The 22813-nt window shown below is 62.8% G+C and carries 28 protein-coding genes; 14 read left to right on the top strand and 14 right to left on the bottom strand.

Annotated elements, in window-relative coordinates:
• Window positions 1–15: 15 nt before the first annotated feature.
• The 7 genes from ASU23_RS32620 to ASU23_RS35175 all read right to left on the bottom strand — a co-directional run bounded on the left by ASU23_RS32620 (window position 16) and on the right by ASU23_RS35175 (window position 6947).
• On the bottom strand, window positions 16–1398 hold the full coding sequence (locus ASU23_RS32620) for a tripartite tricarboxylate transporter permease (RefSeq protein ID WP_058039478.1): 1383 nt from the start codon (window positions 1396–1398) through the stop codon (window positions 16–18).
• Window positions 1395–1886 (bottom strand): hypothetical protein, encoded by a 492-nt coding sequence (locus ASU23_RS32625; RefSeq protein ID WP_003941716.1) that lies wholly within the window; start codon window positions 1884–1886, stop codon window positions 1395–1397. Before ASU23_RS32625 ends, ASU23_RS32620 begins: the two co-directional genes overlap by 4 nt.
• A 76-nt stretch (window positions 1887–1962) precedes the next feature.
• The gene (locus ASU23_RS32630; protein WP_081557965.1) at window positions 1963–2931 is read right to left on the bottom strand and encodes a hydroxymethylglutaryl-CoA lyase; all 969 of its coding nucleotides are present in this window, start codon (window positions 2929–2931) and stop codon (window positions 1963–1965) included.
• A 5-nt stretch (window positions 2932–2936) separates the two neighbouring features.
• Window positions 2937–4229 carry a hydroxymethylglutaryl-CoA reductase, degradative gene (locus ASU23_RS32635; RefSeq protein ID WP_050655329.1) on the bottom strand — a complete coding sequence of 431 codons (1293 nt, stop codon included), beginning with the start codon at window positions 4227–4229 and terminating at the stop codon, window positions 2937–2939.
• A gap of 106 nt (window positions 4230–4335) precedes the next feature.
• Window positions 4336–6309 carry a helix-turn-helix domain-containing protein gene (locus ASU23_RS32640; RefSeq protein ID WP_058039517.1) on the bottom strand — a complete coding sequence of 658 codons (1974 nt, stop codon included), beginning with the start codon at window positions 6307–6309 and terminating at the stop codon, window positions 4336–4338.
• Between the two features lie 10 nt (window positions 6310–6319).
• Window positions 6320–6835 carry a tail fiber domain-containing protein gene (locus ASU23_RS32645; protein ID WP_030537101.1) on the bottom strand — a complete coding sequence of 172 codons (516 nt, stop codon included), beginning with the start codon at window positions 6833–6835 and terminating at the stop codon, window positions 6320–6322.
• Window positions 6819–6947: a hypothetical protein gene (locus ASU23_RS35175; RefSeq protein WP_003941742.1), complete on the bottom strand. Its 129-nt coding sequence runs from the start codon at window positions 6945–6947 to the stop codon at window positions 6819–6821. Before ASU23_RS35175 ends, ASU23_RS32645 begins: the two co-directional genes overlap by 17 nt.
• A gap of 288 nt (window positions 6948–7235) precedes the next feature.
• Between ASU23_RS35175 and ASU23_RS34410 the strand changes: the two genes are divergently transcribed.
• Window positions 7236–7400 carry a hypothetical protein gene (locus tag ASU23_RS34410; protein WP_003941708.1) on the top strand — a complete coding sequence of 55 codons (165 nt, stop codon included), beginning with the start codon at window positions 7236–7238 and terminating at the stop codon, window positions 7398–7400.
• Window positions 7401–7405: 5 nt separating this feature from the next.
• Here the strand turns inward: ASU23_RS34410 and ASU23_RS32650 are convergent, their stop codons facing one another.
• From ASU23_RS32650 to ASU23_RS32660, 3 genes are all read right to left on the bottom strand, one after another.
• The gene (locus tag ASU23_RS32650) at window positions 7406–7780 is read right to left on the bottom strand and encodes a VOC family protein (protein ID WP_030537100.1); all 375 of its coding nucleotides are present in this window, start codon (window positions 7778–7780) and stop codon (window positions 7406–7408) included.
• Window positions 7781–7809: 29 nt separating this feature from the next.
• Window positions 7810–8223: a VOC family protein gene (locus tag ASU23_RS32655; RefSeq protein WP_058039479.1), complete on the bottom strand. Its 414-nt coding sequence runs from the start codon at window positions 8221–8223 to the stop codon at window positions 7810–7812.
• 101 nt (window positions 8224–8324) lie between these two features.
• On the bottom strand, window positions 8325–8897 hold the full coding sequence (locus ASU23_RS32660; protein ID WP_030537098.1) for a helix-turn-helix domain-containing protein: 573 nt from the start codon (window positions 8895–8897) through the stop codon (window positions 8325–8327).
• 64 nt (window positions 8898–8961) lie between these two features.
• Between ASU23_RS32660 and ASU23_RS32665 the strand changes: the two genes are divergently transcribed.
• Together ASU23_RS32665 and ASU23_RS32670 are read left to right on the top strand one after the other, a co-directional pair.
• A complete protein-coding gene (locus tag ASU23_RS32665) occupies window positions 8962–9675 on the top strand; it encodes an AzlC family ABC transporter permease (RefSeq protein WP_058039518.1) in 714 nt (237 codons plus the stop codon).
• Window positions 9672–9992 carry an AzlD domain-containing protein gene (locus ASU23_RS32670; protein WP_007733089.1) on the top strand — a complete coding sequence of 107 codons (321 nt, stop codon included), beginning with the start codon at window positions 9672–9674 and terminating at the stop codon, window positions 9990–9992. The genes ASU23_RS32665 and ASU23_RS32670 overlap by 4 nt, the downstream gene beginning before the upstream one ends.
• On the opposite strand, the gene ASU23_RS32675 is transcribed toward ASU23_RS32670, so the two are convergent.
• Window positions 9978–10634: a TetR/AcrR family transcriptional regulator C-terminal domain-containing protein gene (locus ASU23_RS32675; protein ID WP_007733086.1), complete on the bottom strand. Its 657-nt coding sequence runs from the start codon at window positions 10632–10634 to the stop codon at window positions 9978–9980. The two genes, ASU23_RS32670 and ASU23_RS32675, sit on opposite strands and share 15 nt — an antisense overlap.
• Window positions 10635–10798: 164 nt before the next feature.
• On the opposite strand from ASU23_RS32675, the gene bioB reads away from it, so the two are divergent.
• The 3 genes from bioB to ASU23_RS32690 are packed head-to-tail and all read left to right on the top strand — an operon-like array spanning window position 10799 to window position 12635.
• The gene (gene bioB, locus ASU23_RS32680) at window positions 10799–11812 is read left to right on the top strand and encodes a biotin synthase BioB (protein WP_024487821.1); all 1014 of its coding nucleotides are present in this window, start codon (window positions 10799–10801) and stop codon (window positions 11810–11812) included.
• Entirely contained in the window at window positions 11809–12033 is a 225-nt protein-coding gene (locus ASU23_RS32685; RefSeq protein WP_003941741.1) for a hypothetical protein, read from the top strand. The genes bioB and ASU23_RS32685 overlap by 4 nt, the downstream gene beginning before the upstream one ends.
• An 11-nt stretch (window positions 12034–12044) precedes the next feature.
• Window positions 12045–12635 carry a DUF2567 domain-containing protein gene (locus ASU23_RS32690; RefSeq protein WP_003941661.1) on the top strand — a complete coding sequence of 197 codons (591 nt, stop codon included), beginning with the start codon at window positions 12045–12047 and terminating at the stop codon, window positions 12633–12635.
• Between the two features lie 11 nt (window positions 12636–12646).
• Here ASU23_RS32690 and ASU23_RS32695 read toward each other — a convergent pair whose 3' ends face one another.
• On the bottom strand, window positions 12647–13477 hold the full coding sequence (locus ASU23_RS32695) for an SDR family oxidoreductase (protein WP_037126834.1): 831 nt from the start codon (window positions 13475–13477) through the stop codon (window positions 12647–12649).
• 83 nt (window positions 13478–13560) lie between these two features.
• Between ASU23_RS32695 and ASU23_RS32700 the strand changes: the two genes are divergently transcribed.
• Both ASU23_RS32700 and ASU23_RS32705 read left to right on the top strand, forming a co-directional pair.
• Window positions 13561–14163: a TetR/AcrR family transcriptional regulator gene (locus ASU23_RS32700; protein ID WP_054782042.1), complete on the top strand. Its 603-nt coding sequence runs from the start codon at window positions 13561–13563 to the stop codon at window positions 14161–14163.
• A 109-nt stretch (window positions 14164–14272) separates the two neighbouring features.
• A complete protein-coding gene (locus tag ASU23_RS32705; protein WP_058039480.1) occupies window positions 14273–14605 on the top strand; it encodes a hypothetical protein in 333 nt (110 codons plus the stop codon).
• 14 nt (window positions 14606–14619) lie between these two features.
• Here the strand turns inward: ASU23_RS32705 and ASU23_RS32710 are convergent, their stop codons facing one another.
• Entirely contained in the window at window positions 14620–15348 is a 729-nt protein-coding gene (locus tag ASU23_RS32710) for an NUDIX domain-containing protein (protein WP_007733069.1), read from the bottom strand.
• A gap of 102 nt (window positions 15349–15450) precedes the next feature.
• Between ASU23_RS32710 and nadA the strand changes: the two genes are divergently transcribed.
• The 3 genes from nadA to nadC are packed head-to-tail and all read left to right on the top strand — an operon-like array spanning window position 15451 to window position 18928.
• Complete coding sequence (gene nadA / locus ASU23_RS32715) at window positions 15451–16488, top strand: quinolinate synthase NadA (protein WP_003941702.1); 1038 nt, start codon at window positions 15451–15453, stop codon at window positions 16486–16488.
• Window positions 16485–18056 carry an L-aspartate oxidase gene (locus ASU23_RS32720; RefSeq protein ID WP_003941771.1) on the top strand — a complete coding sequence of 524 codons (1572 nt, stop codon included), beginning with the start codon at window positions 16485–16487 and terminating at the stop codon, window positions 18054–18056. The genes nadA and ASU23_RS32720 overlap by 4 nt, the downstream gene beginning before the upstream one ends.
• A complete protein-coding gene (nadC, locus tag ASU23_RS32725) occupies window positions 18056–18928 on the top strand; it encodes a carboxylating nicotinate-nucleotide diphosphorylase (protein ID WP_058039481.1) in 873 nt (290 codons plus the stop codon). Before ASU23_RS32720 ends, nadC begins: the two co-directional genes overlap by 1 nt.
• 6 nt (window positions 18929–18934) lie before the next feature.
• Here nadC and ASU23_RS32730 read toward each other — a convergent pair whose 3' ends face one another.
• Window positions 18935–19843: a LysR substrate-binding domain-containing protein gene (locus ASU23_RS32730; RefSeq protein WP_042450126.1), complete on the bottom strand. Its 909-nt coding sequence runs from the start codon at window positions 19841–19843 to the stop codon at window positions 18935–18937.
• A 71-nt stretch (window positions 19844–19914) separates the two neighbouring features.
• Between ASU23_RS32730 and ASU23_RS32735 the strand changes: the two genes are divergently transcribed.
• From ASU23_RS32735 to ASU23_RS32745, 3 genes are all read left to right on the top strand, one after another.
• The gene (locus tag ASU23_RS32735) at window positions 19915–20808 is read left to right on the top strand and encodes a dihydrodipicolinate synthase family protein (RefSeq protein WP_054186699.1); all 894 of its coding nucleotides are present in this window, start codon (window positions 19915–19917) and stop codon (window positions 20806–20808) included.
• 48 nt (window positions 20809–20856) lie between these two features.
• Entirely contained in the window at window positions 20857–22167 is a 1311-nt protein-coding gene (locus ASU23_RS32740) for an HNH endonuclease signature motif containing protein (protein ID WP_058039482.1), read from the top strand.
• Window positions 22168–22290: 123 nt separating this feature from the next.
• Window positions 22291–22803 (top strand): GNAT family N-acetyltransferase, encoded by a 513-nt coding sequence (locus ASU23_RS32745; RefSeq protein ID WP_058039483.1) that lies wholly within the window; start codon window positions 22291–22293, stop codon window positions 22801–22803.
• Window positions 22804–22813 lie beyond the last annotated feature (10 nt).

Here is a 22813-nt window from a genome sequence, read left to right on the forward strand (position 1 = left end):
GTGGAGTCGACCGATTCAGAACAGATTGATCAGGGCAGGAACACTGAACAGCGCTACGTAGTAACCCATGAACAGAACTCCGCCGTGAATCTTGAACAGGCGCCCGAGAAGGCCACCGACCAGGCCGACCGTCACGGTGATCAGAAGCCCGAGGACGCCGCCCTCCCAGATGCTGATGACGACGACGAGTCCCGTGAACACCGCGATCACAGCTTCGTGACTGATGTGCTTGACCACCGCTGACGCAGCGCGGTACGCGTAGTTCATGGCAAACGGGTATGCGATGACCGTTGCCGTGACCACTGCGAGCAGGCCGTAGAGCAGGAACTCCCACTGCGTCAGGTACGTGGAGAGATTGTTGATCACTCCGGTTTCCTGATTGGTCTCGAACACCGGTGGAGCGTTGAACAGAGGGGCTGCGGGGCCTGCCGCGAGCGGGCTGAGCGGAAGGCCGAAAGCGACGAGTGGGATGAGGGTTTCCGCGATGTAGGTGGATTCCGTCGTACCGTTCTTCGCCGAGACCATTGTGGTCAGTCGGTGATAGCCGTTCTTGATCCGCGCACCTACCAGCTCACCCATCAGAACAGTCATGGCGACCGGGCTGAAGACGAAGGTTGCGCTCGACACCGTGGAAGCGGCGGCGGTGTAACCGATCTGCTTGCGATCGAGGACCTTCAGAGGATTGGGGAAGTATCCCCTCCATCCTTTGATGTCCGGGGCCAATGCAACGGTTTTGGGTTCACTGCGTTCCATGTCCTTACGGCTCGACGGGCCCAAGGTCAATGCGAGGTCCGCGATCAGCGGCCCGACTGCGATCGCAAGGAAGTAGCTGATGTTCAGCGACACATCGTAATTCGACGTCAACGCGCGGGCGCCGAGGATCAAGATGACGAAGGGAACGAGGGCGACAACCCCGGCCCAGCGGCCTGGTGAGGCGTAGGCGATGCCGATGGCGGCGACCAGGAACAGCCACGGTGCTATCGACTGAACGGTGTCCGCGAACGGCGCGAGGATGGTCGCGAACAAAACGGCAACCGGCACAGCGACGAACGCCGAGATCACTGCTCCCGAGATCGCCTTGCGGAGTGCGATGTGCGGGATGCCGAGTGAGCGCATCATCTGCGCTTCCGGCAAGAGTGGAATCGCCATCGTGTCGCCGGGAATGCCCAGCAGCATCGTCGGCACCGCGTGTGTCATGTGTTTGGCGATCGCACCGGAGAGAAAGAACGTGAAGACCGCCGCCGGGGGAGCGCCGAGCAGAATCACGAGCAGAGTCAGTGGTGCGATCGTGGCGGTCTCGTCCGTGCCGGAGATCAATCCGATGAACGTGAATGCGACCGCACCGATGATGCCGAAGAGAACGGCAATCAGAATTTCGTTGGTCAGAACCGAACTCATGCGCGCCCACCGTCCTTCGGTGTGTTCGAGACCCGTGCGTGCTCGGCCTCGGCAGCGGCGAAGTGGTCGTACAGACCCAGCTCGCGAAGTTCCTGTCGGCTCTGCTCCGGAATGTCGGCGAGAGTGCCCAGACCCTGGCGCTGTTCACTCATCGTCGTGATGACACCGTCGATCGACTCCGCGTCGGCGGCGGCCAAGGCGACTATCCGCTTCGGCTTGATGAAGATTCCGCAGACCACGCCGGCGAGCAGGCAGGCCGCGATGCCGACCAGAAGGCTGTACGCCTGGGCCAACGACGGTTCGCTGACGACCCGTTCGAACAGTGCCTGGGCCGCGAGAAGGGCCGAGGCGCCGACGACACTGCCGACTGCAACGGAGATCGCGAGGTGTCGACCGTTGACGGTGTCGCCCCAGACCTCGAGGTATGTCTGCTGCTCGGTCGGCTCGGTTGTGGTGGTCGGCGTCGTTGCCGGCTGCGGTGGTGACATCAGTCTTCTCCAGTGTCATGCATGGCGGGGTCGTACAGGGAGGGGCTTGCGAGATGAGGGGCTTGCGTTGCGAGTGTCAGGTGCGTGCTGCGCGGAGGGCGGTGACAACTCGGGACGGGCTCGAGTGGCCGATCTGTTCGGCCATCCAGATGCTTGTATCGGTGAGCGAATCCAGGTCGATGCCGGTGTCGATCCCGAGGCCGTGGAGCATCCACACCAGATCCTCGGTGGCGAGATTTCCGGTCGCGCCCTTGGCATATGGGCACCGTCCGAGACCACCTGCGGAACTGTCGAATTCGGATACCCCAGCGGTCAACGACGCATAGACGTTCGACAGCGCCTGGCCGTAGGTGTCGTGAAAGTGCATGGCGATCTGCGATGTGGGGATGCCACGTTCTCGGAGGGCGCCGAGCAAAGCGAGTACATGGCCAGGTGTGCCGACGCCGATGGTGTCGCCGAGTGAGAGTGACGTGACACCGCTGTCGATCAGGGTCTTTGCGATGTCGGCGACACGCTCGACGGGCACGGAGCCTTCCCAGGGGTCGCCGAAGCACATGGAGATGTAGCCGCGGACGGGAAGTCCCAGGGCTCGGGCGGCCGTAGTGACCTCGGCAGCCGCGGCGATCGCGCCGTCCACCGTGGAATTGAGGTTGCGTTTCGCGAATTCCTTTGTGGCGCTGACGAATACTGCAACCTCGCTTGCTCCGGCGGCGACGGCCCGCTCGAGACCCTTGCGGTTCGGGACAAGAACGACCGTACGTACCGAGTCCGGCAGGTGCAGCCGACCCATCAATTCTTCCGCGTCCGCAAGTTGCGGGATCCATCGAGGTGAGACGAAACTCGTCAATTCGACAGTGCGGGAGCCGGCCGCGACCAGGCGTTCGATGAACTGGGCTTTCGTCTCGGTCGGGATCACCGCTGTTTCCGCTTGAAGTCCGTCGCGTGGCCCGACTTCGTAGATCCGGACCGAGGTCGGCAGCCCCGGCGCCGGCACTCGATGAGGCGCCGGCTTCCACACCGGTGATCCTGCAACTGTTTCGGTCATTGTCGTCAGTTTCCGCCGCGGATCTCGGCGAGAACCTTCTCGGCATGCTCGACGCGAATGCTCTTGTCCGCGATCAGGCGTGCCACCACGGCGTCGATCTCGCTCTTCTGCGCTCCGGCGGTGGCAGCGATGTTGCGGGCGTGCAGCCCCATGTGTCCGCGCTGGACACCCTCACTGGCCAGAACGCGGACCGCAGCCAGGTTCTGCGCCAGGCCGACTGCCAGGATGATGCCGGCGAGTTCCTCGGCGCTCTCGACGCCGAGCATCTTGATTGCGGCCTGCGCTACCGGGTGCACTTTGGTGGCCCCGCCGACGAGGCCGACCGGCATGGGTAGCTCGAGGGTGCCGACGATGTTTCCGTCGGCATTCTTCTCGAAATGCGAGAGCGACGAGTAGATCCCGTCGGCGTTGACTGCATGGGAATGGCACCCGGCTTCGACTGCGCGCGTGTCGTTTCCGGTTGCCAACACCACGGCGCTGATGCCGTTCATGATGCCCTTGTTGTGTGTCGCGGCGCGGTAGGGATCCAGCTCCGCCAAGCGTGCGGCATGGATCAGGTTGTCCACAACCTCTGCGCCGCCGATCAATTCGGCGTCGAACACGGCACGAACGCGCGTCAGCCGCAGATCTGCCTTGTTGGTGAGAATGCGAAGAACGACGTGCCCGCCGCCGATCTCGGCTACTCGATCCGCGATTGCCTCTGCCATCGTGTTGACTGCGTTGGCGCCCATGGCATCTCGTACGTCGACATGAAGGTGGAGGACGACGTAGGCGGCCTTGTCCGAGGACACGATGCGAACCGAAATGTCCTTCACGCCACCCCCGACGCTGACCAGCTTCGGGTCCTGCTCGTTGGCGAGTGCAATGATTTCTTCACGTGCCTCGAGGAGTCGGATGCGGGCAGCTGCCGGATCCACGACGTCGACGAGTTGAATCTGGGCTTGCATGATCGGCTGCGTGCTCGAGACGTGAAAGCCCCCGAGTCCGCGTGCGATGCGAGCAGCGTTACTCGCGGCTGCGACTACCGACGGCTCCTCGGTGGCGAGGGGGATCAGGTAGTCCGTGCCGTTGATCGTGAAGTTGGTGGCCACGCCGACCGGGATGCCGATGACGCCGAGGACGTTCTCGACCATGCGATCGGCCTGATCGATGGTGAGGCCGTCGGCAGCGTCGTAGACCGCGATGTCTGCTTCGGTCAGGTCGGTCTGGCGAACGATCTCGGCGCGCCGTGCGGCGACGTCGTAGGACCGGAAATCGGCGATGCGGCTGTTGGTTGATCGGCTGCTGGTTGATGACACGGGGGGTCGTCCTCCTGAAGTGGTTCTGTGCTCCGCTTCACAGTAGGGAGGTCGATGCTTGCCAGGCCACGTGCTCACGACACATCGATCGGTCGAAATTGTAGTGTCATGCACCATCGGCGCTGTCGGTGATGCCGCTTCCGGCCTCTTCGGTTCCCACGTCCCGAAGTTCGTCGAGCCTCGTCGCCATGGACACCCGGAAAAAGTTCTCGTCTTCCCGCCACGATTGACCGAGGAGCGTACGGATGCGGTCGAGACGCTGAACGACGGTGTTGGGGTGATAGTTGAGTGCGCGGGCAGCCTTGGTCGGGCTCCCGTCGTTGCGTACCAGGGCACGAAGGGTCGCGGTGAGATCGGTGTCCTTGTCGCGGTCGTACGCGAGTACCGGGCCGATTACTTCGTCGATGAACTGATGAAGTGATTCCGGATTTTCGCCGAACAGAACGGTGTACGGCAGATATGACGCCGTCGTGACCGCGCCGTCGGTCTTGCCCAATGCCGTGAGTAGGCGGGCCGTGCGCAGCGCCGAGGTGAAGCGCGCCGGGAGCTCTTCGGGGCGTTCCGCCGTCGCCGGCGCAATGACTACTGCGTGCGGTCCTACCGAACCGGTGATCTGACGGTGAATGACCGTCGCCGCGGCTGCCGGGTTTCCCGAGCGCGAGACCACCGCGATCAATCCGGCATGCTGCGCCGCCAACCCCGCTACCGGCAGAGACTGCCCGATTGCGCGGAGCGCGGCGGTGCGGAGTTCCGGAGCGACCGACACCACGAGGACGGTGTCCAGTTCGCCGAGTGAGATGCCGAGGTTTCGGGTCCTACGTTCGAGATCGCGCCTGCGCTCGGGGGCAGTGCTCAGCAAGTCGGCGACCAGTTCGTCACGTGCACGCCGGTCCGCTGCTGCCGCCGCCGAGTGTTGCAACACGAGGATGGCAGTGACCTGAGCTGCCCGTTCCACGGTCCGGAGTTCGACGGGGCCGATCGGCGCGTCCGAACGATTCAGCAAGATGGCCCCGAGGAACGATTCTCCGGCGGTGACGGCGCTGACGAGTTGGATCACGGTCTCACTGTCATCGGCGACAAACGTGCATCGGCCGCTTCGGCGACTCTGGTCGATGGCCTCGGACACGGCGGGAGGAAGAGACATCGGCACCGTCGTGATCTGCTCGCCAGAGGATTTCACGAGAGGGCGTAGCTCACTGTCGACGACGACGGTGCTGCGCTCGAGAGAGCTGCTGAGAGTTCGTGCAACCTGGGCGTATCCGCCGCCGCGGAGAACGGCGTGGATCAGATCCTGGTGGACGACGTTCGATTTGTCCCGCGCGGACACGTGTTCGCGCAGCTCGTCGAGTGCTCGCCCGGTCTCGGCAGCGGATTCCTCGGCGCGGTCGAGTGCCCGCGCGGTTTGCAGGACCACCGAGGCGTGATCAGCCAGCGCCGAGAGCAGGGCGATCTGATCTGCGGTAAAACGCCGTTCCCGACGGTCGGCGGCAAACAGGACTCCGAGGATCTGGCCGTCGGAGAGCATCGGCACGCCGAGAATCGCCACCAGACCCTCGGCGACGATCGCGGCATCGACCACTTCGTCATGGCGCGACTGCGTGTAGTCGCTGTAGTTCTGAACCCATTGGGCTGCTCGAGATTCGGCAATCGCGCTGACCAGTCCCGCGCCGGCAGGAACTTGCAGATGCTGGAGTTCCGGCGAGACCGCGCCGGCCGTCTTTCGAACATTCAGGTCACGAGTGATCACGTCGAACTCGGACAGGTACGTGACGTCGGTGCCCATGATGTCGTGTGCGCGGTTGACCAACCTCTGCAGCAGTGTGTCCACGTCGCGAACCTGCGCGAGCTCACGTGCACTCGAATAGAGAACCGCCAATTCGTTCTCGCGACGGCGAAGTCGCCGAAATTCCGACCGACTGGCCCGGATGCGGGCCGCGGTCTCCGCGACCTCCGTTGCGCCAAAGCCGAATTCGGCAAGTACCTGTTCGACATGTTCGTCGCCGACTGAATCGGACGTCACGTCGAACAGCGCGGCAATCACGTTGGGCGCTGAGTCGGAGTCTGAATCAGGGGCGGTCACACCGAACAAACTACAGACCGGTGGATCCACCGAATTCGTCGAGCGGTGTGGATATGTGATTGTTGTTTGTTTCCAATGCATTCCGAGTCGTGCTCGTGTCTCCCGTTTCCCGTCTCAGTCTGTTCACGTCCTTCTCGAGCGCGCTGACTTCTGTCTCGAGGGCACTGATTTTGCGGTTCAACGCTTGGATGCTCGCCATGCAGACGCCGTTCGCGTCGACGGCGGAGATCCGGCGGGCGTTGGATCCCAAGCCGAAAATCGCCGCAAAGTCTTGCGCCATCGGACCCAGGTGACGGACCGACTTGTGGTCGAATCCGTAACTCCACGTACTTATTCGGAGTGCCGTCAACCGGTCGAGCACGTCCTGCGCGCTCGTCGGAACATCTACGCCGGTATGCACGCCACGTCGATGCGCGGCCCGTGCGAACACCCACTGCGCGGGGTGTCGCATCGCGGCGTTCACCCGAATACCGACCCGAGTGCCCAAAAATTCAGTGCGCTCGCCCTCGTCAGGCGGTGAGTTCACGTCGTGCGGTTTTGACGGTCTTGTCGCTCAGCAGAATTCCCGCTCCTGCGCCGAGCAGTCCGAGGCCGATTCCGACAGCGGCGCTGCCGAGGCCCAAAGCAATTCCCAACATGATTCCTCCAAAAATTGTGCGGTGAATTGAGGGGCCAGGTGTCCGACGAAAGTGCTGCCGACCTGCTCCGCGCTCATCTTTCACATTGCTCCGCCGTGCGGGCGATGACAACCCGTCTGGACCGAATTTCTCGTGGAAAACACAGGCGTGCAACACTGGGTGAAGAACTGCTGAGTCATCGGCGTCTTGTCGGCGCCGTACGGGCGGCAGTAATTGAGTAGCCATCGACCGATCTCTAACGCAGGTTTATCTGCGCGCGGCAACGATGACCAGGCAAAAGGGTGGCATGTGAACGAATCGAGCAGTGGCTTGTTTTCCGACCTCAGCGCGTCGGAGCCCGTTGTCGACGCAAAAAGCGCCGAGCAACTGGCTGCCGAGCGTGAAACTGCGGCAGCAGAACGCTCCAACACCGACACCGCTGAACAGCGGCAGTCGCAGCTGTTCAGCGGTTAAGCGCGTCAGGACTCCTTGATCACCGACAGAACATTGCCGGCGGGATCGGTGAACCAGGCGATGTCGGGGCCGTTGCCACGCATGATGCCTCGCGCATCCTGGGGGAATCCGTCGTATTTGAGAAACTCCACGCCACGTGCGGTCAGTTGGTCGACGGTTGTGTCGATGTCGTCGACGACGAAGTTGAGAATCGTGTAGGTCGCCGCTTCGTGATTCGGCTTCGGATAAACGAGGATCTCGGTTCCGCCGGCAAGATGTAGGCGAATCAGTCCCATGTCTCCGTCGGTTACCTTCAACCCGAGTGTTTCGCCGTAGAACTTCTTTGCAGAGTCGATGTCTGTCACCGAAAATCCGCTGAATGCTTTCGTGTCTGTAAGCATGACTATCTCCGTTCCCAGCGGTTGCCGGACTAGGTGGTTTGGGAATCCGTCATTCCGGATTCCATCTCGGCCCTGGCTTCCTCGCTGAACTCGATGATCTGAACGTAGTTTCCGTCGGGGTCGATCGCAGTGGCGAACAAACTGCCCCCGCGGTCTTCGAGTGGAGCGTGCCATTTTCCGCCGAGCGCATCGATGCGCTGTGCGATCGACCGGGCGTCGTCGGTTTCGACGTTGAGGAACATGCGACCCGGCTGGGGGTTGGTCTCGTCGACGTCGTCGCGTCTGTCGAGCATCACGTAGAAACCGTTGAAGTCGAGCACGTCGTAGCCGGGTTCGCCGGGAGTCCGGTCGACCTTCGGGGCGAACGCCTCGGCGTACCAGTCGCGCAAGCGTTCGGGGTCGGTGCTCGAGAGCAAAATGCTGCTGATGCTGGATCCGGACATGGGTCCTCCTGCTGTCGGTCGTTACTGTCGTCGGCAATCGAGGCTCTGGCCACATCACCTCCCAGATACAGACTTCCCGCAGCGGCGAAACTCATCGCGGCTCAGGTGTGTTCCGACACCAAGATCGCTGTCGTCCCTGGTTCGAGCGCCCGAAAGATGTGCTCCTCGTCGCCGGGATAAGCAAGATAGTCGCCCGGTCCGAGTTCGATCGGATTTGCAGTGGGCCCGACCTCCGCCCGTCCGGTGCCGATCACGACGTGTTCGGTGGTGCCGCGTGCATGCGGAGTGGAAATACGCGGCTCGCCCGGTTCGGCGACTATCCGATACAGGTCGCGTCGCGCGTTCGGTGGGCTCGGCGCCAAGAGCGTCGCGATGTACGACGCGTTTGCCGACGCAATCGCGGGACCTTCTCCGGCTCGAATCAACTGAACGGTCTGTGCCTGAGAGTCGACGAGTTGTGAGAACGGCACACCCAATGCGTTTCCGAGTGCCCACAGAGTTTCGAGGCTCGGATTTCCGAGTCCGGATTCGAGTTGGGAGAGTGTGGACTTGGCGATATCGGCGCGCCGGGCGACCTCCGAAAGGCTCAAGCCTGCTCGGGCACGTTCGCGTTTGAGTGCGACGGCGACCAGTTTCTGAGGAGTCTCCGCTGTATCCGTTTCATTACTGGGCATCGTTCGATTCTCCGATCGATCGTTCTACTTGACGAACGGTGTCACTTCGTTCAACATAGAATACATGCGTTCTTTATGGCGAACAGTTGATCGAGACACGGTTCGGGTGAGCGTGCTGATCTGTCTCTCCGTGGCCATCGTCGGTGTGTCCTACGGTGTGACGGCAGGATCGGCTGGATTCTCGTTGTGGCAGCTTTTGGCGTTGGCTGTACTCGTTCTGGGAGCGTCTTCGGAGTTCTTGTTCATCGGAATCATCGCGGCCGGAGGCGGCACCGTCGCTGCAGTTGTAGCCGGCTTGCTGATCAACTCCCGAAACTTCGCCTACGGATTGGCAGCGGGATCTTTTCTCGGCGAGGCTCGCCACACGGATTCAGGCTGGTGCAGGGGCTCGGGCTGGCGCAAGTTGGTCGGCGCGCACCTGGTCAACGACGAAAGCGTCGCGGTCGCCATGGCGCAGGAATCGGTGGAGCGCAAGCGTGCGGCTTTTTGGTTCTGTGGAATCGGGATCGCGGTGTCGTGGCCGATCGGAGCTCTCCTGGGCGGGCTGCTCGGCAGCGTCGTCCGAGACCCCGGCGCGTTGGGATTGGATGCCGCGTTTCCGGTTGTCATTCTGGCCCTTGTCTTTCCTGCGCTGAAGGAGAAGGTGACGCTGCTTGCCGCCCTGATCGGTGCAGCAGTCGCGGTGGCCACGTCGCCGTTCCTGCCGCCCGGTACCGCTCCGCTCGTTGCGCTGCTGAGTATCGCGGTGACGATATCGTTCCGGGAGAAGGTTCGATGAATACCGCGTCGGTCTGGATCGGTATCGTCGTGTTCGCTTGCGGTTCTTACGCTTTGCGGGCAAGTGGCGTTCTGCTCCGCGCTCGGGTGAAGCTCTCCGGCTTCGCCGAGAAAACCCTCGATCGTGCTGTCGTGGTGCTGCTGCTCGCAGTGGTTGTGACATCGACGGTCTTCACCGGGCATGACGTTGCGGGGCCGGCGCGGATGCTCGGCGTGGTGGCCGGAGGCATCTGCGCCTGGTTCAAGGCGCCGTTGGTGGTCGTGGTGATTGTCGCGGCCGGCACTACTGCAGTACTCCGACTGTCAGGAGTGTCGTAGAGCCGATTCGATGGGCGTTGAATCGGGGATCGAATTCAGGCGAGTGCGAATGCCGTCGATGAACAGGTCCAGGCCGAACTGGAAGCGCACTGTCGGATCGCCGTCGAGGAGGTCCTCGTCGGAACCGCCGCCGATCACCTCGGGGGAGTCGGGGGAAATGGGTGCTCTGGTCAGTGCCCCCATTTCTTCCATCTGCGCTCGGGACTGCTCGTCCACGGTATGGCCGAGTACGTAATACAGCAGGGCGTACGCCGCGAGTTGGGCGTGCTCGCGTGAGAGACCGGATTCTTGCCCGGCTTGTACGAAATGCTCGCGCACCTTGCTGTTCGTCATCCGCGAAGCGAAGGTGGCGCTGACCAACTCGGCGCCATCGCGGTGCGCCAGTAGGGCAGACCGAAGTCTGTGTGCCAGTTCGGAATACGCTTCTTGCCACGTGTCTGCGTCGACGGGGGCGTCGAGGTCTTCGAGGATCTTGTCGACGACCGCGCCGAGCAAGGTCTGCTTGTTCGGGAAGTGCCAGTACAGGGCGCCGGGTTGGACGCCTAGTGAGGTTGCGAGCCTGCGCATCGTGAGGTCGGCAAGTCCGAACTCGTCGAGTATCGCCATGGCGCCGTCCAGCACGTCGCCGCGTCGCAACTGCACTTGTTGTTCCCCTCGTTTCGTCCCGCTGTGGAGCGCTTTCGATCGAATGTCGATCGGACCCGCCTTTGACAGTATTCCACCACGTCTCTAACGTGAACACCGTTCAACTTGTACGGTGTTCAATTTTGCTGGTTTCGAAGGAGACGTCTGTGACCCCGCCCCCGATTAGCACGGCCCCTGCGACGGTCGACATCCTCGACCAGGCGCGCGAGCAAGTTCTCGAAAGAGGAGTTGGCCTGACCGAAAGCCAGGTGCTCGACGTACTCCGACTCGACGACGACAGGCTCGAAGACCTGCTGGCTCTCGCCCACGATGTGCGTATGAAGTGGTGTGGACCGGAGGTCGAGGTCGAGGGCATCATCAGCCTGAAGACGGGCGGCTGCCCTGAGGACTGCCATTTCTGCTCGCAGTCCGGACTCTTCCAGTCGCCGGTTCGCGCGGCGTGGTTGGACATCCCGAGCTTGGTGGAAGCTGCCAAGCAGACTGCGAAGTCGGGCGCTACCGAGTTCTGCATCGTGGCCGCCGTCCGCGGACCCGACGCCCGGTTGCTCGCTCAGGTTGCCGCAGGCATCGAGGCGATCCGCAACGAGGTCGACATCCAGATCGCCTGCTCGCTCGGCATGCTCACCCAGGAGCAGGTCGACCAACTGGCCGCCATGGGTGTGCACCGGTACAACCACAACTTGGAAACTTCGAAGTCGCATTTCCCGAACGTCGTGACCACGCACTCGTGGGAAGAGCGGTGGAACACGCTTCGGATGGTTCGTGAAGCAGGCATGGAAGTGTGCTGCGGCGGAATCCTCGGCATGGGCGAATCGCTGGAGCAGCGCGCAGAATTCGCGGCCAACCTGGCTGAACTGGAGCCGGACGAGGTCCCGCTCAACTTCCTCAACCCGCGTCCGGGTACGCCGTTCGGTGATCTGGACGTGCTGCCCGCCAGTGAGGCGCTCAAGTCCGTGGCCGCTTTCCGTCTCGCGCTGCCTCGCACGATCCTGCGCTTCGCAGGTGGACGCGAGATCACTCTCGGCGACCTGGGTGCCAAGCAGGGCATCCTCGGCGGAATCAACGCCGTGATCGTCGGCAACTATCTGACGACCCTCGGACGTCCCGCCGAGAAGGATCTGGATTTGTTGGTGGATCTGCAGATGCCGATCAAAGCACTGAACGACACTCTGTGAGCACTCCGGTGACCGAGGAGCGGTACAACCCGTTCACCGGGCGTCGGATCGTCGACGGCGTCGACGATCCGACGCCGACTGCGGCGTCGATGGGGCTCGAGCCTCCTCGCTTCTGCGAGCAGTGCGGGCGCCGCATGATCGTTCAGGTCAGCCCTGACGGATGGTGGGCGAAATGCTCCCGACACGGTGTCGTCGACTCGATCGACGTCGCCCGCAGGTAGCGTCACTCTGTGTGATCTCTCTTCGGCAGACTCGTCTGCGCACCGCGATCGTGATCGCCGCAACCATTGCGGGCGTGAGCGTGCTCGTCGGTGTGCTGTGGGCGTTCTTGGCTCCGGCCGAGCACCTGTTGGTGGTGTCCGAGGGGCGCGGCGTCGCGTTGACGGGTGAGAGCCTTCATCAGTTCGACGCGAGCGCCGTGTTCATCTGGCTGGCACTGATCGTCGGTGTGCTGTCGGCTGTGGCGGCCTGGTTGGCACGCCTGAGTCGAGGTCCTTATGCCCTGGGCGGGTTGATAGTCGGTTCAGTGGCAGGTGCCGGACTGATGGCACTCGTGGGTTCGGGCGTGACAAAACTGCGTTTCCCTACGGCCGACAATCCGGCGGTCGGGGAGATCATCGCGCGGGCCCCGAACGTCGGAACTTTGCTCGTGCTTCTGTTTCAGCCGCTCGCGGCGTGCGTCGTGACATTGGTTCTTGCAGTGCTCAATCCGTACGACGACCTCGGGGTGGGGGACCACCCGGAATCCGGGGATCCGGAATCTGGGGATCCGGCCACCGACACCGAACAGACCGAAGTCGAGAGCCAGCCGAAACTTCCGTAACTGTTGCGTCGCTAGGCCGGCGAGGTCGACGAGCGCTTGGTTTCGGCTTTCATTCGCACGTCACCCAACAGTCGCCCGGAAATCAGCGCGCCCAACCGGCGGGTTGCGAAGCGAGTGCTGATCGAGGACACCCAGTTCGGCAGTCCCGATACGACGGTCGGCGGCGCGTAGCGTCGATCCAGTGCTCGGAAAGCGGTGTCCACCACCTGAGTTGCCGTCTGCATTCGCCCGACCGCCGCGTCTTCGGAGCCGACTACGTCGAAGAACTCGGTGCGCGTCGGACCGGGGCACACCGCCAATACAGTCAATCCGCTGCCGCGAGCTTCGGCCCAGAGTGCTTCGGTGAAGTTGAGTACGAACGCCTTGGACGCGCCGTAGACGGCCATGCCCGGTGTCGGCTGGAACGACGCTGTGCTGGCGACGTTGACCAGTGCTCCGCGGCCGGTGAGAAGGTCGGGCAGGAATGTGTGTGTCAGCTCGACCAGCGTGGCGATGTTGAGCTGAATCTCGGACGTGACGCGCTCGAGATCTTCGTCCACGAATGCCCCGTGTGTTCCGAATCCGGCGTTGTTGATCAGCGAGTCGACGGTGATGCCACGGTTTGTCAGCTCCTGGTGCAGCGATGCACCGACGCCGGGTGCGGCCAGGTCGGCGGGCAGGACTGTCACGATGATGCCGTGGGCGCCACGGAGTTCGGTGGCGAGTGCCTCGAGGCGGTCGGCCCGCCTGGCGACCAGAACCAGGTTTGCGCCGCGAGCGGCAAAGCGATGAGCGAATTCCACTCCGAGCCCAGCGCTGGCTCCGGTGATGAGGACGGTGGTTCCGGCTACGTCGATGGCCATGGTGGCTCCTTCGGTTCGGGTGATCCCAAATGTAGGCACTGACACCATAGTTGTCAATGACAACATTTTGATATGGTGCCACCATGCCCGCCCACGAACAGCCGTATCATCACGGCAGCCTGCGACAGGAACTCCTGGCGTCGGCCGAAGCAACACTCGAACGAGATGGTGTCGACAAGTTGTCGCTGAGGCAACTCGCGCGTGAGGCGGGCGTGAGCCACGCGGCTCCGGGCAAGCACTTTCGTGATCGCCAGGCTTTGCTCGATGCCTTGGCCGAAAGTGGATTCCATCGGATGACCGGTGCGCTCGAGCGGGCAGTCGCGGATGCTCCACCGACCGCGAGGGCCCGGTTCTCCTCGCTCGCCAATGCCTACGTGGATTTTGCGCTGGAGCATCCGGGCCTGCTCTCTCTGATGTACAGCAACAAGCATGCGCCGGGCGCCGCCGAAACTGTCGTCAACGCGGGGCACGCGACGATGGACCTGACCGTCCGGCTCGTGTCGGAAGCTCAGGCCGCAGGTGACATTGCCGCCGATGATCCGGAAAGCATTGCGCTGGTTGCCTTTGCGACGTTCCACGGCGTCGCGACGCTTGCTGCGGGCGGAATGTTGGGCGACGTGCCGGTGGGCGAGGTCGTGAACGCGGCCTCGACGGTCTTCTGGGCGGGCCTTTCCAGGGCTGTCTGAGGTGGGGCGCGCAATTCCCCAGAGTTCTCACAGAACCAGCACAAGGGAAGCACAAGATTGCGGACTTACATAGGAGTCAAGAAGTTTGATTCCGAGTGGAGGTTCGGCAATGAGTGTTTCAGAGATCGCCCCCAACAGGGGAGTTGTACTTGTCACGGACATCGGATTCGAGCACGGTGCGCGCACGGCCGCCGAGTTTCTCGACGCTGGTTGGAGCGTGGCAGTCACGGCGCGGACGGTCACCGAATTGGTTCGCGTCATGGCGGGAAAACCTGGCCATCGCTTCTTTGCGATTGTCGCCGATCCGACGGATCGTTGGCAGGCCGATCGGATTCTCGATCGGGTGACGACTCGGTTCGGTGTAATCAACCGGGTCATTGATCCGGCCGGCGCCGTGACCTCGGTGTGGTTGCAACGCGGAAGTCTCGAAGCTGTTGCCTGACAGTGCGATCGGTGTCAGCTTGGCGGCCGTAGTGCGGCGAATTCGTCGGTGACCCGCAAGGTGGAGTCGGTGAAACGGTACAGGGCGGGTGGACGTCCACCAGACTTGCCGGACGGTGCGGTGTTGCCGGTGGGAGTCAGAACGCCTCGACGCCCCAGCACGCGTTGCAAGTTGGTGGCATCGACCTGGTAACCGAGGGCAGCGCAGTAGATTTCGCGCAGTGTCGACATCGCGAACTCTTCCGGGGCCAGCCCGAATGCGATGTTGGTGTACGAGAGTTTCGCGGCAAGTCGATTGCGTGCGTGCCGTACGACGGTTCCGTGGTCGAACGACATCTCCGGCAACTTCGAAACGGGGTGCCAGGCCGTGTCCGGTGGCAGTTGTGGGTCGGCGCTGAGGGGAACGAGTCCGAGGAAGGTCGACGCGATGCGGCGCGGACCCGGCACGCGCTGTGGATCACTGAAGACGGAGAGCTGTTCGAGGTGGGCGACCTTTCGTAGGTCGACCTTCTCGGCGAGGAGTCGTCGAGCGGAGGTCGTCAGGTCCTCGTCGTCGCGCAAAGTGCCCCCGGGCAGGGACCACGTGCCCTTCTGTGGGTTGAGTGCACGCTGCCACAGCAGCACGGCCAACTCTTCACGACCTTGCGGGCAGTGATCGCCGTCACCTGCGGCGATGCTTGCGGGGAAGGTGCGAACTTGGAACACCGCTGCAAGCACTTCGTGGGTGGTGTTACTATTGGGCACGTTTTCGATCCTAAGTCGAAAACCTCGAATACGGAAATCCGGGCCAGCCCGTCCGGATTTGAACTGGGTGACGAGCCCGGGTTCACGGTGAAGGAGAACGCCATGACGACCACGACGTTATGGGAGGGATCGGCCTCGCAGATTCACGACGGCCCCGGCGGATACAACGGAGTCGAAGCGACCCCCGAGTGGGCCGCTGAGATCAAACGTCTGGCTCGCGAACGCGGCGCGACGATTCTTGCGCACAACTACCAGCTGCCTGCGATTCAGGACGTCGCCGATCATGTCGGTGACTCCCTGGCGCTGTCGCGAATCGCTGCCGAGGCGCCCGAGGACACGATTGTCTTCTGCGGTGTGCACTTCATGGCCGAGACCGCGAAGATCCTGTCGCCGTCCAAGACTGTGCTGATCCCGGACGAGCGAGCCGGCTGCTCTCTGGCCGACTCGATCAATGCCGAGCAGCTTCGTGAGTGGAAGGCCGACAACCCGAACGCGCTGGTGGTGTCGTACGTGAACACAACCGCAGAGGTGAAGGGTCTCACCGACATCTGCTGCACCTCGTCCAATGCCGTCGACGTGGTCAACTCGATCGATCCCGACCGCGAGGTTCTGTTCCTGCCGGACCAGTTCCTGGGAGCTCACGTCAAGCGCGTGACGGGCCGTACCAACATGCAGATCTGGGCTGGTGAGTGCCACGTGCACGCCGGCATCAACGGTGACGAGCTGACGGCCAAGTCCAAGTCGCACCCGGACGCCGAGCTGTTCGTTCACCCTGAATGTGGTTGCGCCACTTCGGCTCTGTACCTCGCCGGCGAAGGCGCGGTCCCCGCGGACAAGGTCAAGATTCTCTCCACCGGCGGAATGCTCGACGCTGCCCGCGTCACCAAGAGCAAGCAGGTTCTGGTCGCGACCGAGATCGGGATGCTGCACCAGTTGCGCAAGGCGGCGCCCGACGTCGATTTCCAGGCCGTCAACGACCGCGCGTCGTGCCCGTACATGAAGATGATCACGCCTGCCGCGTTGCTTCGCTGCCTTCTCGAGGGCAAGGACGAGGTCCACGTCGATCTCGAGATGGCCAAGCGTGCACAGAAGTCGGTGCAGCGCATGATCGAGATCGGTAATCCGGGCGGCGGCGAGTGACCAGCCCTGCCGGGCGTTTCGCCTGGGAGGCTCATGCCGACCTGGTCGTCGTGGGAGGCGGTGTCGCGGGCCTCACCGCTGCGCGCACCGCTTCTCTGCGGGGACTGAAAGTACTCACGGTCAGCAAGGGCGGTCCGACGGACACCGCGACTCAGTACGCGCAGGGCGGCATCGCGGTCGTCGACGATCTGAATACCGATTCCGTCGAGTCGCACGTTTCGGATACGTGTGAGGCCGGCGTCGGTTTGTGCGACGAGGAAGCTGTCTATTCCATCGTCGAAGCTGGTCACGACGCTGTTGCTGCGCTGGCCGCGTTGGGAGCGGTCTTCGATCGCGGGCGAGACGGCGAGGTGTCGCGCACCCGCGAGGGTGGGCACAGCACGCGTCGGATCATCCATGCCGGCGGCGACGCCACTGGCGCGGAAGTGCAGCGGGCTCTCAATGCTGCCGGGCTCCCCGTTCTGTTCGGTGCAGCGGCAGTCCAGGTGGTGACCAACCGGCGTGGGGTGTGCGGACTCATCGTCTCCTCGCCGGAAGGCCTCGGAGTGATCCATGCGCCCGCGGTGCTGCTCGCTACCGGAGGACTCGGTCAGCTGTATGCCTGCAGCACAAATCCGCCCGGAGCGACTGCCGACGGAATCGCGTTGGCACTCGAAGCCGGTGCGGCGATTGCGGACCTGGAGTTCGTTCAGTTCCATCCGACGGTGCTCTTCACTCCGGGCGGGGTAGGCCGCCGACCCCTGATCAGTGAGGCGGTCCGCGGCGAGGGCGCGATTCTTGTCGACACCAACGGTGATTCGGTCACCGCAGGTGTTCATCCGCTGGGTGATCTCGCCCCGCGTGACGTGGTCTCGAGGGCAATCGCAGCACGCCTACGCGATCTCGGCACTGATCACGTCTATCTCGACGCTCGCAAGCTCGACGGTTTCGATTCGAGATTCCCGACCATCACGGCGTCCTGCCTCGAAGCGGGCATCGATCCACGCACCCAATTAATTCCGGTCGCTCCGGCCGCGCACTATTCGTGCGGCGGAGTCGCCACCGACGTCCATGGACGAACGGGAGTGCCTGGTCTCTACGCAGCAGGCGAAGTGGCTCGCACGGGATTGCACGGCGCGAATCGTCTTGCGTCCAACAGCCTTCTCGAGGGTTTGGTAGTCGGGGAGCGTGCAGGAATCGCAGCTGCCGAGCGTCGCGAGGTTCATGCCGAAGTGGTCAACGTGGTGCGCAAGCCGATGCCGATCCTGCCGCGAGAGACCGTGCAGTCCGTCATGACGGCACACGCGTCGGTGGTTCGCGACGGAGGCGGTCTCCAGATTGCGCGAGCCGCGCTTGCCGACGCCGAACAGACAGTGGCGGTGGCTGCTCCGGACCTCGAAGACGCGGCGCTCACGTTGACCGCGACTGCATTGGTCGACGTGGCCGTGGCGCGAACCGAGAGCCGTGGCTGCCATACCCGCACCGACTATCCTGAAACAGATCCGAATCAGCGTCGCAGCACTCGGATCAAGATGGGTGCCGACGGAGCGCTCGAAATACCCGACATGTTGTTGACAGGAGTTCATTGATGACCGAGCAGAAGATCCTGCCCGCGCCGCTCGACCGTGACGAGCTGCTCACATTGGTCAGGCTCGCTCTGGACGAAGATCTGCGCTATGGACCCGACATCACTTCTACCGCAACGGTTCCCGCCGATGCGGTCGCGAAGGCGTCGGTCGTCTCACGCTCCTCGGGTACTGTCGCCGGCATCGACGTCGGACTGCTTGTTCTCGACGAGGTGATCGGCGCGGGTAACTACGAGGTCGTTGATCGGGTGGCCGACGGAACTCGGGTTGCGCCAGGTCAATCGGTGCTCACCGTTGTCGCGCCCACCCGCGGACTTCTCACGGCAGAGCGCACGATGCTCAACCTCGTCTGCCATCTCTCGGGAATCGCCACGGCGACATCACAGTGGGTCGACGCCATCGTCGGCACTCGTGCCAAAGTGCGGGACAGCCGAAAGACGCTGCCCGGACTGCGTTCTCTGCAGAAATATGCAGTCCACGTGGGCGGAGGCGTCAACCACCGTATGGGATTGGGTGACGCGGCGTTGATCAAGGACAACCATGTTGCTGCTGCCGGTTCGGTGGTCGCAGCACTTCGTGCGGTCCGTGAGCTCGCCCCGGACATCGAGTGCGAAGTTGAGGTCGACAACCTCACTCAGCTCGATCAGGTGCTGGCGGAGAACGTGGAACTTGTTCTGCTGGACAACTTCCCGCTGTGGCAGACGCAGATCGCGGTCCAGCGCCGAGACGCTGTTGCTCCAGAAACCAAACTCGAGTCATCCGGTGGTCTCACCATCGACGTTGCCGCAGAGTACGCCCGAACCGGCGTCGACTACCTCGCTGTAGGTGCCCTGACACACTCGGTGACGGTCCTCGACCTCGGGCTCGACATGTAGATGCCGCTATTGCTCGGCGTCCAGCAGTTGTGGGACGGCCGAGCGAAGCGCGTTTGTCACGGTTGCGACCGCCGGGTGAGCGTCGGAGCCCGCTCGGTGTGCAATCTTCGTCCTTCGTCGAATGGGCATCGGCGTCAGGCGCACACCTAGCGGCGGATGGATTGCTCCGAGTTCAGGAACCAGCGAAACACCCTGTCCCGCAGCGACGAGGGCGAGAACGGTGGCGAACTCGTCGATGTGGTGTCGCACTTTCGGGGTGAATCCAGCTGCCTGGCATGCGCGAATAGTCATTGCATGACAAGCAGTTCCGGGAATTGCGGTAATCCAGGGACGTTCTACGCAGTCGGTCAGCGATGCGACAGCGTCGTGGGAATCTGACTCGATGTCACTCGAAGCGAGGTACACGGCTTCGCTGCACAGCGGCAATGTCGTCAGGCCCGGTTCGGTGGGGCGAGGGACGAAGTCGTAGTCGTGAATCAATGCCAAGTCCAGAGTCCCAGCTCGTAGGTCGTCGGCGACGTCCGCCGGGTCGATCTCCGAAACCATCGGTTCCAACCCGGGATGCTCGCGAGACAGGGCGATCAATGCCGCCGGGAGGATCGCCCGTGCCGCGGTCGGGAACGTTCCGATGCGCAGCGGCCCCGCCAGTCCACGACGTGCGTCGACCAATTCACCTGACGCCTGCTCCAGGCGTTGCAGGATGGCTTCGGCATGACGTGCGAGGTTCTCACCGGCGGGTGTCAGTCGGACGCGACGGCCTGTTCGTTCCAGCAGCGGCACGCCGGCTTCACGTTCGAGGACGGCCAACTGCTGCGACACCGCGGAGGGACTGAACGACAGCGCCTCGGCAACGGCAACGATGGTTCCGCGCAGCGCTAGTTCGCGCAAGAGCTTCAGTCGGCGAACATCGAGCATCAGCTCAGCTTACGCTCGACGATGGAAATGCGAACTAGACCTACAAGGTTTGTTCGGTGAGGCTGAGTTCTATGACTACGACTCGAGTTGACCTGGCCGGAATCCATGTTCCACTGATCACGCCCTTCGAGAGCGACGGTCGTATTGCAACCGATGCACTCGAACAGCTTGCGCACCAGGTCCTCTCCGAGGGTGCGGTCGGACTCGTTGCGCTGGGGACTACAGCGGAAGCCGCAACACTCACCGAACAGGAGAGAGTGACCGTTCTGGATATCTGTGCGAATGTGTGCCGTGCGAGAGGTGCGACGTTGATCGTCGGCGCGGGCAGTAACGACACGGCGGGCAGTGCGCAGGCGCTCGGGAGGCTGGCTCGGTGGCCTGAGGTCTCGGCGGCCTTGGTGCCGGTTCCCTCCTTCACGAGGCCGTCGAAAGCCGGTGTGGTGGCGCATTTCGCGCATCTGCAGTCGTCGAGCCCAGTGCCGCTGATCGTCTATCACGTGCCGTACCGAACTGCGTGCGATCTGGACAGCGGCACTATGCAGGAGGTGGGTACTTTGCCCGGGGTTGTTGGTGTGAAGTATGCCGCGGGCGGTATCGACGCAGCTGCCGTCGAACTCTTCGCGGATCTTCCAGGCGACTTCGCCGTACTGGCGGGGGATGATCTGTTTCTCGCGCCTCTTCTGGCCTTGGGTGCGGCCGGTGGCATCTTGGCGTCCGCTCATGTGTCGACCGCTGAGTTCGTCCGCTTGGTAAAAGCTTGGGACAGTGGCGATGTGGACGGCGCCCGTGACCTCGGGCGGAGTTTGTCGAAGCTGTCCGGAGCTCTGTTTTCCGAACCGAACCCGACTGTGATCAAGGGCGTATTGCATGCGTTGGGACAGATTCCGACTCCCAATGTGCGACTGCCGTTGCTACCTGCGGGTGACGAATCGGTAGCGCGGGCGCTCGAGGTCTACCACTCTTGACTCGAACGGGTGTTCGAGTATGATTTGGGGAGGGGATCGGGGGATTCAATGAGCGTCTTGTTGTCGGATGTGGTGTCTGGTTCTGCGGTGGGGTTACGCGGACGGTTGTGGCAGTTGTCTGCTTCTGAGTTGCGTGCTGCTGCTGTCGAGGCGAGTGCGGAGATTCTGCGCCTCGAGGCGGTGCGTGTGGCGGTGGTGGACGAGTTGTCGTTGCGCCCGGATGATCAGGTGATTGCCAGCCGCGGTGTCGGTTCGTGGTTGGCGGCGAACACGATGCTGCAGGTTCGGGACGGGAAGAAGATCGCCGCGTTGGGTGCGGCTTTGCGGCCGTTTCCGGCGGTGGCTGCTCGGTTCGATGGCGGGGATTGCTCGTTCGAGCATGCGGTGTTGATCGTGGCGTTCTGCGAGTCACCGCCGAAGGGGATGCCGGAGGAGGCATTACCGAAGTGCATCGATTTGTTGTTGGCTGCTGCGTCGGGGGTGGAGGCGACGACGACGAAAGTGCGGAACGTGATCGCGACTTTGGAGCGAATTTTCGAATCCGATGAGATTCCGCCCGCCGAGGATGTCGATCTCAATGAGTTGCGGATTGCTTCGACATTGAACGGTCGAGTGGTGGTGCGTGGGGATTTCGATGCCCTCAGCGGGGAAATGTTGTTGTCGGCGTTGTCGAATCTGACGATGCCGACCCCGGCACCGGACGGGACTCCCGATGCCCGGTCGGCGGCGAAGCGGACTGCGGATGGGTTCACGGAACTGATCCGGCGTTATCTCGATTGCGCCAAGACTGGTACCGATGGTGGTCAGCGTCCGCATGTGAATGTGCACATCAATGCTCGTGATTTGGCGGAGCATCGGGATTGGGCCGCACAGTCTTCGGATTCGGGTGATGACGGCTCACTGGAGCTGTCCGATCTTGATGTCGGGCACATGCCCTGGCTGGGACCGCTGTCGGTGTCGCAGACCAGGCTTCTCGGGTGTGATTGTTTCCTCTCCACGGTCCTGCTCGACGATCACGGCGCGCCGCTCGATGCGAAACCAGGGAAGAGGTTGGTCACCGCCGAACAGCGAGTGGCGTTGATTGCCCGAGACAGAGGCTGTGCGTTCCCGGGTTGCACATGTGTGCCCGCGTGGACCGATGCGCACCATATCCGGCACTGGGCGAACGGTGGCCCGACGGTGATGAACAATCTGGTCCTGCTGTGCCGTTCACATCATCGGTTGATGCACCGAAAATCCGGGTTCGTCGGGAAATGGGAAATCCGAATAGGCGCCGACAACAAACCGTGGTTCATCCCACCACCCTCGATTGACCCGCAGCAGCAACCGAGGCCGGCCAACACCACATTCAAAACCTGACTGAGTGGTGACACCCGTTCAGGCGCACAACTTCACGCCGATAGGCTTCAACTCGGAGATACACCCGGGTTGGGGCCTGGAGGCCGTGTTGTTGTGAACGGCTGCAGATATGGGGGAGGTCATATGGTTGTGGACGTTGTGCAAGCGGTCGAGACCGATGGGCCGGAGATTCTGGCGCTGCGGCATGCGGCAGAAGACTGGTTGGCAGAACGCGGAATCATCCAGTGGCGCCCGCGTGAAGTGTCTGTCGAGCAGGTCGAGCAGCAGATTTCGAGAGGGGAGTTCTTTGTTGCGCGAGATCGGGCGCAGTCGAGGATTGTCGGCGCCCTGCGGTTGATCTGGTCGGACCCTGTGGTCTGGCCCGATTCGAACGAGCGTGCTGGTTACGTGCACGGATTGGTCATCGATCGAGAATTCTCGGGCACCTCGTTGGGCGAACGCTTACTCGTCTGGGCCCATCGACGGTCCGCGCAGGAGAACGCGCAGTACCTGCGGCTCGATTGTGTAGAAACCAACGTGCGGTTGCGCCGCTATTACCGAGACGCGGGTTTCGCCGAGGTAGGGCGTCGTGACTTCGGAGACGATGCCGACAACGGTTGGTTCAGCGTCGTGCTATTCGAGCGCTCCCTGACCTGAGCCATTCACA

Source organism: Rhodococcus sp. KB6, assembly GCF_001445685.1.
Lineage (GTDB): Bacteria > Actinomycetota > Actinomycetes > Mycobacteriales > Mycobacteriaceae > Rhodococcus_F > Rhodococcus_F qingshengii.

Coding starts and splice junctions, on each gene's coding strand:
- ASU23_RS32620 (WP_058039478.1), bottom strand. CDS start 1,398: ATGAGTTCGGTTCTGACCAACGAAATTCTGATTGCCGTTCTCTTCGGC.
- ASU23_RS32625 (WP_003941716.1), bottom strand. CDS start 1,886: ATGTCACCACCGCAGCCGGCAACGACGCCGACCACCACAACCGAGCCG.
- ASU23_RS32630 (WP_081557965.1), bottom strand. CDS start 2,931: ATGACCGAAACAGTTGCAGGATCACCGGTGTGGAAGCCGGCGCCTCAT.
- ASU23_RS35175 (WP_003941742.1), bottom strand. CDS start 6,947: ATGTTGGGAATTGCTTTGGGCCTCGGCAGCGCCGCTGTCGGAATCGGC.
- ASU23_RS32650 (WP_030537100.1), bottom strand. CDS start 7,780: ATGCTTACAGACACGAAAGCATTCAGCGGATTTTCGGTGACAGACATC.
- ASU23_RS32655 (WP_058039479.1), bottom strand. CDS start 8,223: ATGTCCGGATCCAGCATCAGCAGCATTTTGCTCTCGAGCACCGACCCC.
- ASU23_RS32660 (WP_030537098.1), bottom strand. CDS start 8,897: ATGCCCAGTAATGAAACGGATACAGCGGAGACTCCTCAGAAACTGGTC.
- ASU23_RS32665 (WP_058039518.1), top strand. CDS start 8,962: ATGCGTTCTTTATGGCGAACAGTTGATCGAGACACGGTTCGGGTGAGC.
- ASU23_RS32670 (WP_007733089.1), top strand. CDS start 9,672: ATGAATACCGCGTCGGTCTGGATCGGTATCGTCGTGTTCGCTTGCGGT.
- ASU23_RS32695 (WP_037126834.1), bottom strand. CDS start 13,477: ATGGCCATCGACGTAGCCGGAACCACCGTCCTCATCACCGGAGCCAGC.
- ASU23_RS32700 (WP_054782042.1), top strand. CDS start 13,561: ATGCCCGCCCACGAACAGCCGTATCATCACGGCAGCCTGCGACAGGAA.
- ASU23_RS32705 (WP_058039480.1), top strand. CDS start 14,273: ATGAGTGTTTCAGAGATCGCCCCCAACAGGGGAGTTGTACTTGTCACG.
- nadA (WP_003941702.1), top strand. CDS start 15,451: ATGACGACCACGACGTTATGGGAGGGATCGGCCTCGCAGATTCACGAC.
- nadC (WP_058039481.1), top strand. CDS start 18,056: ATGACCGAGCAGAAGATCCTGCCCGCGCCGCTCGACCGTGACGAGCTG.
- ASU23_RS32730 (WP_042450126.1), bottom strand. CDS start 19,843: ATGCTCGATGTTCGCCGACTGAAGCTCTTGCGCGAACTAGCGCTGCGC.
- ASU23_RS32735 (WP_054186699.1), top strand. CDS start 19,915: ATGACTACGACTCGAGTTGACCTGGCCGGAATCCATGTTCCACTGATC.
- ASU23_RS32740 (WP_058039482.1), top strand. CDS start 20,857: ATGAGCGTCTTGTTGTCGGATGTGGTGTCTGGTTCTGCGGTGGGGTTA.
- ASU23_RS32745 (WP_058039483.1), top strand. CDS start 22,291: ATGGTTGTGGACGTTGTGCAAGCGGTCGAGACCGATGGGCCGGAGATT.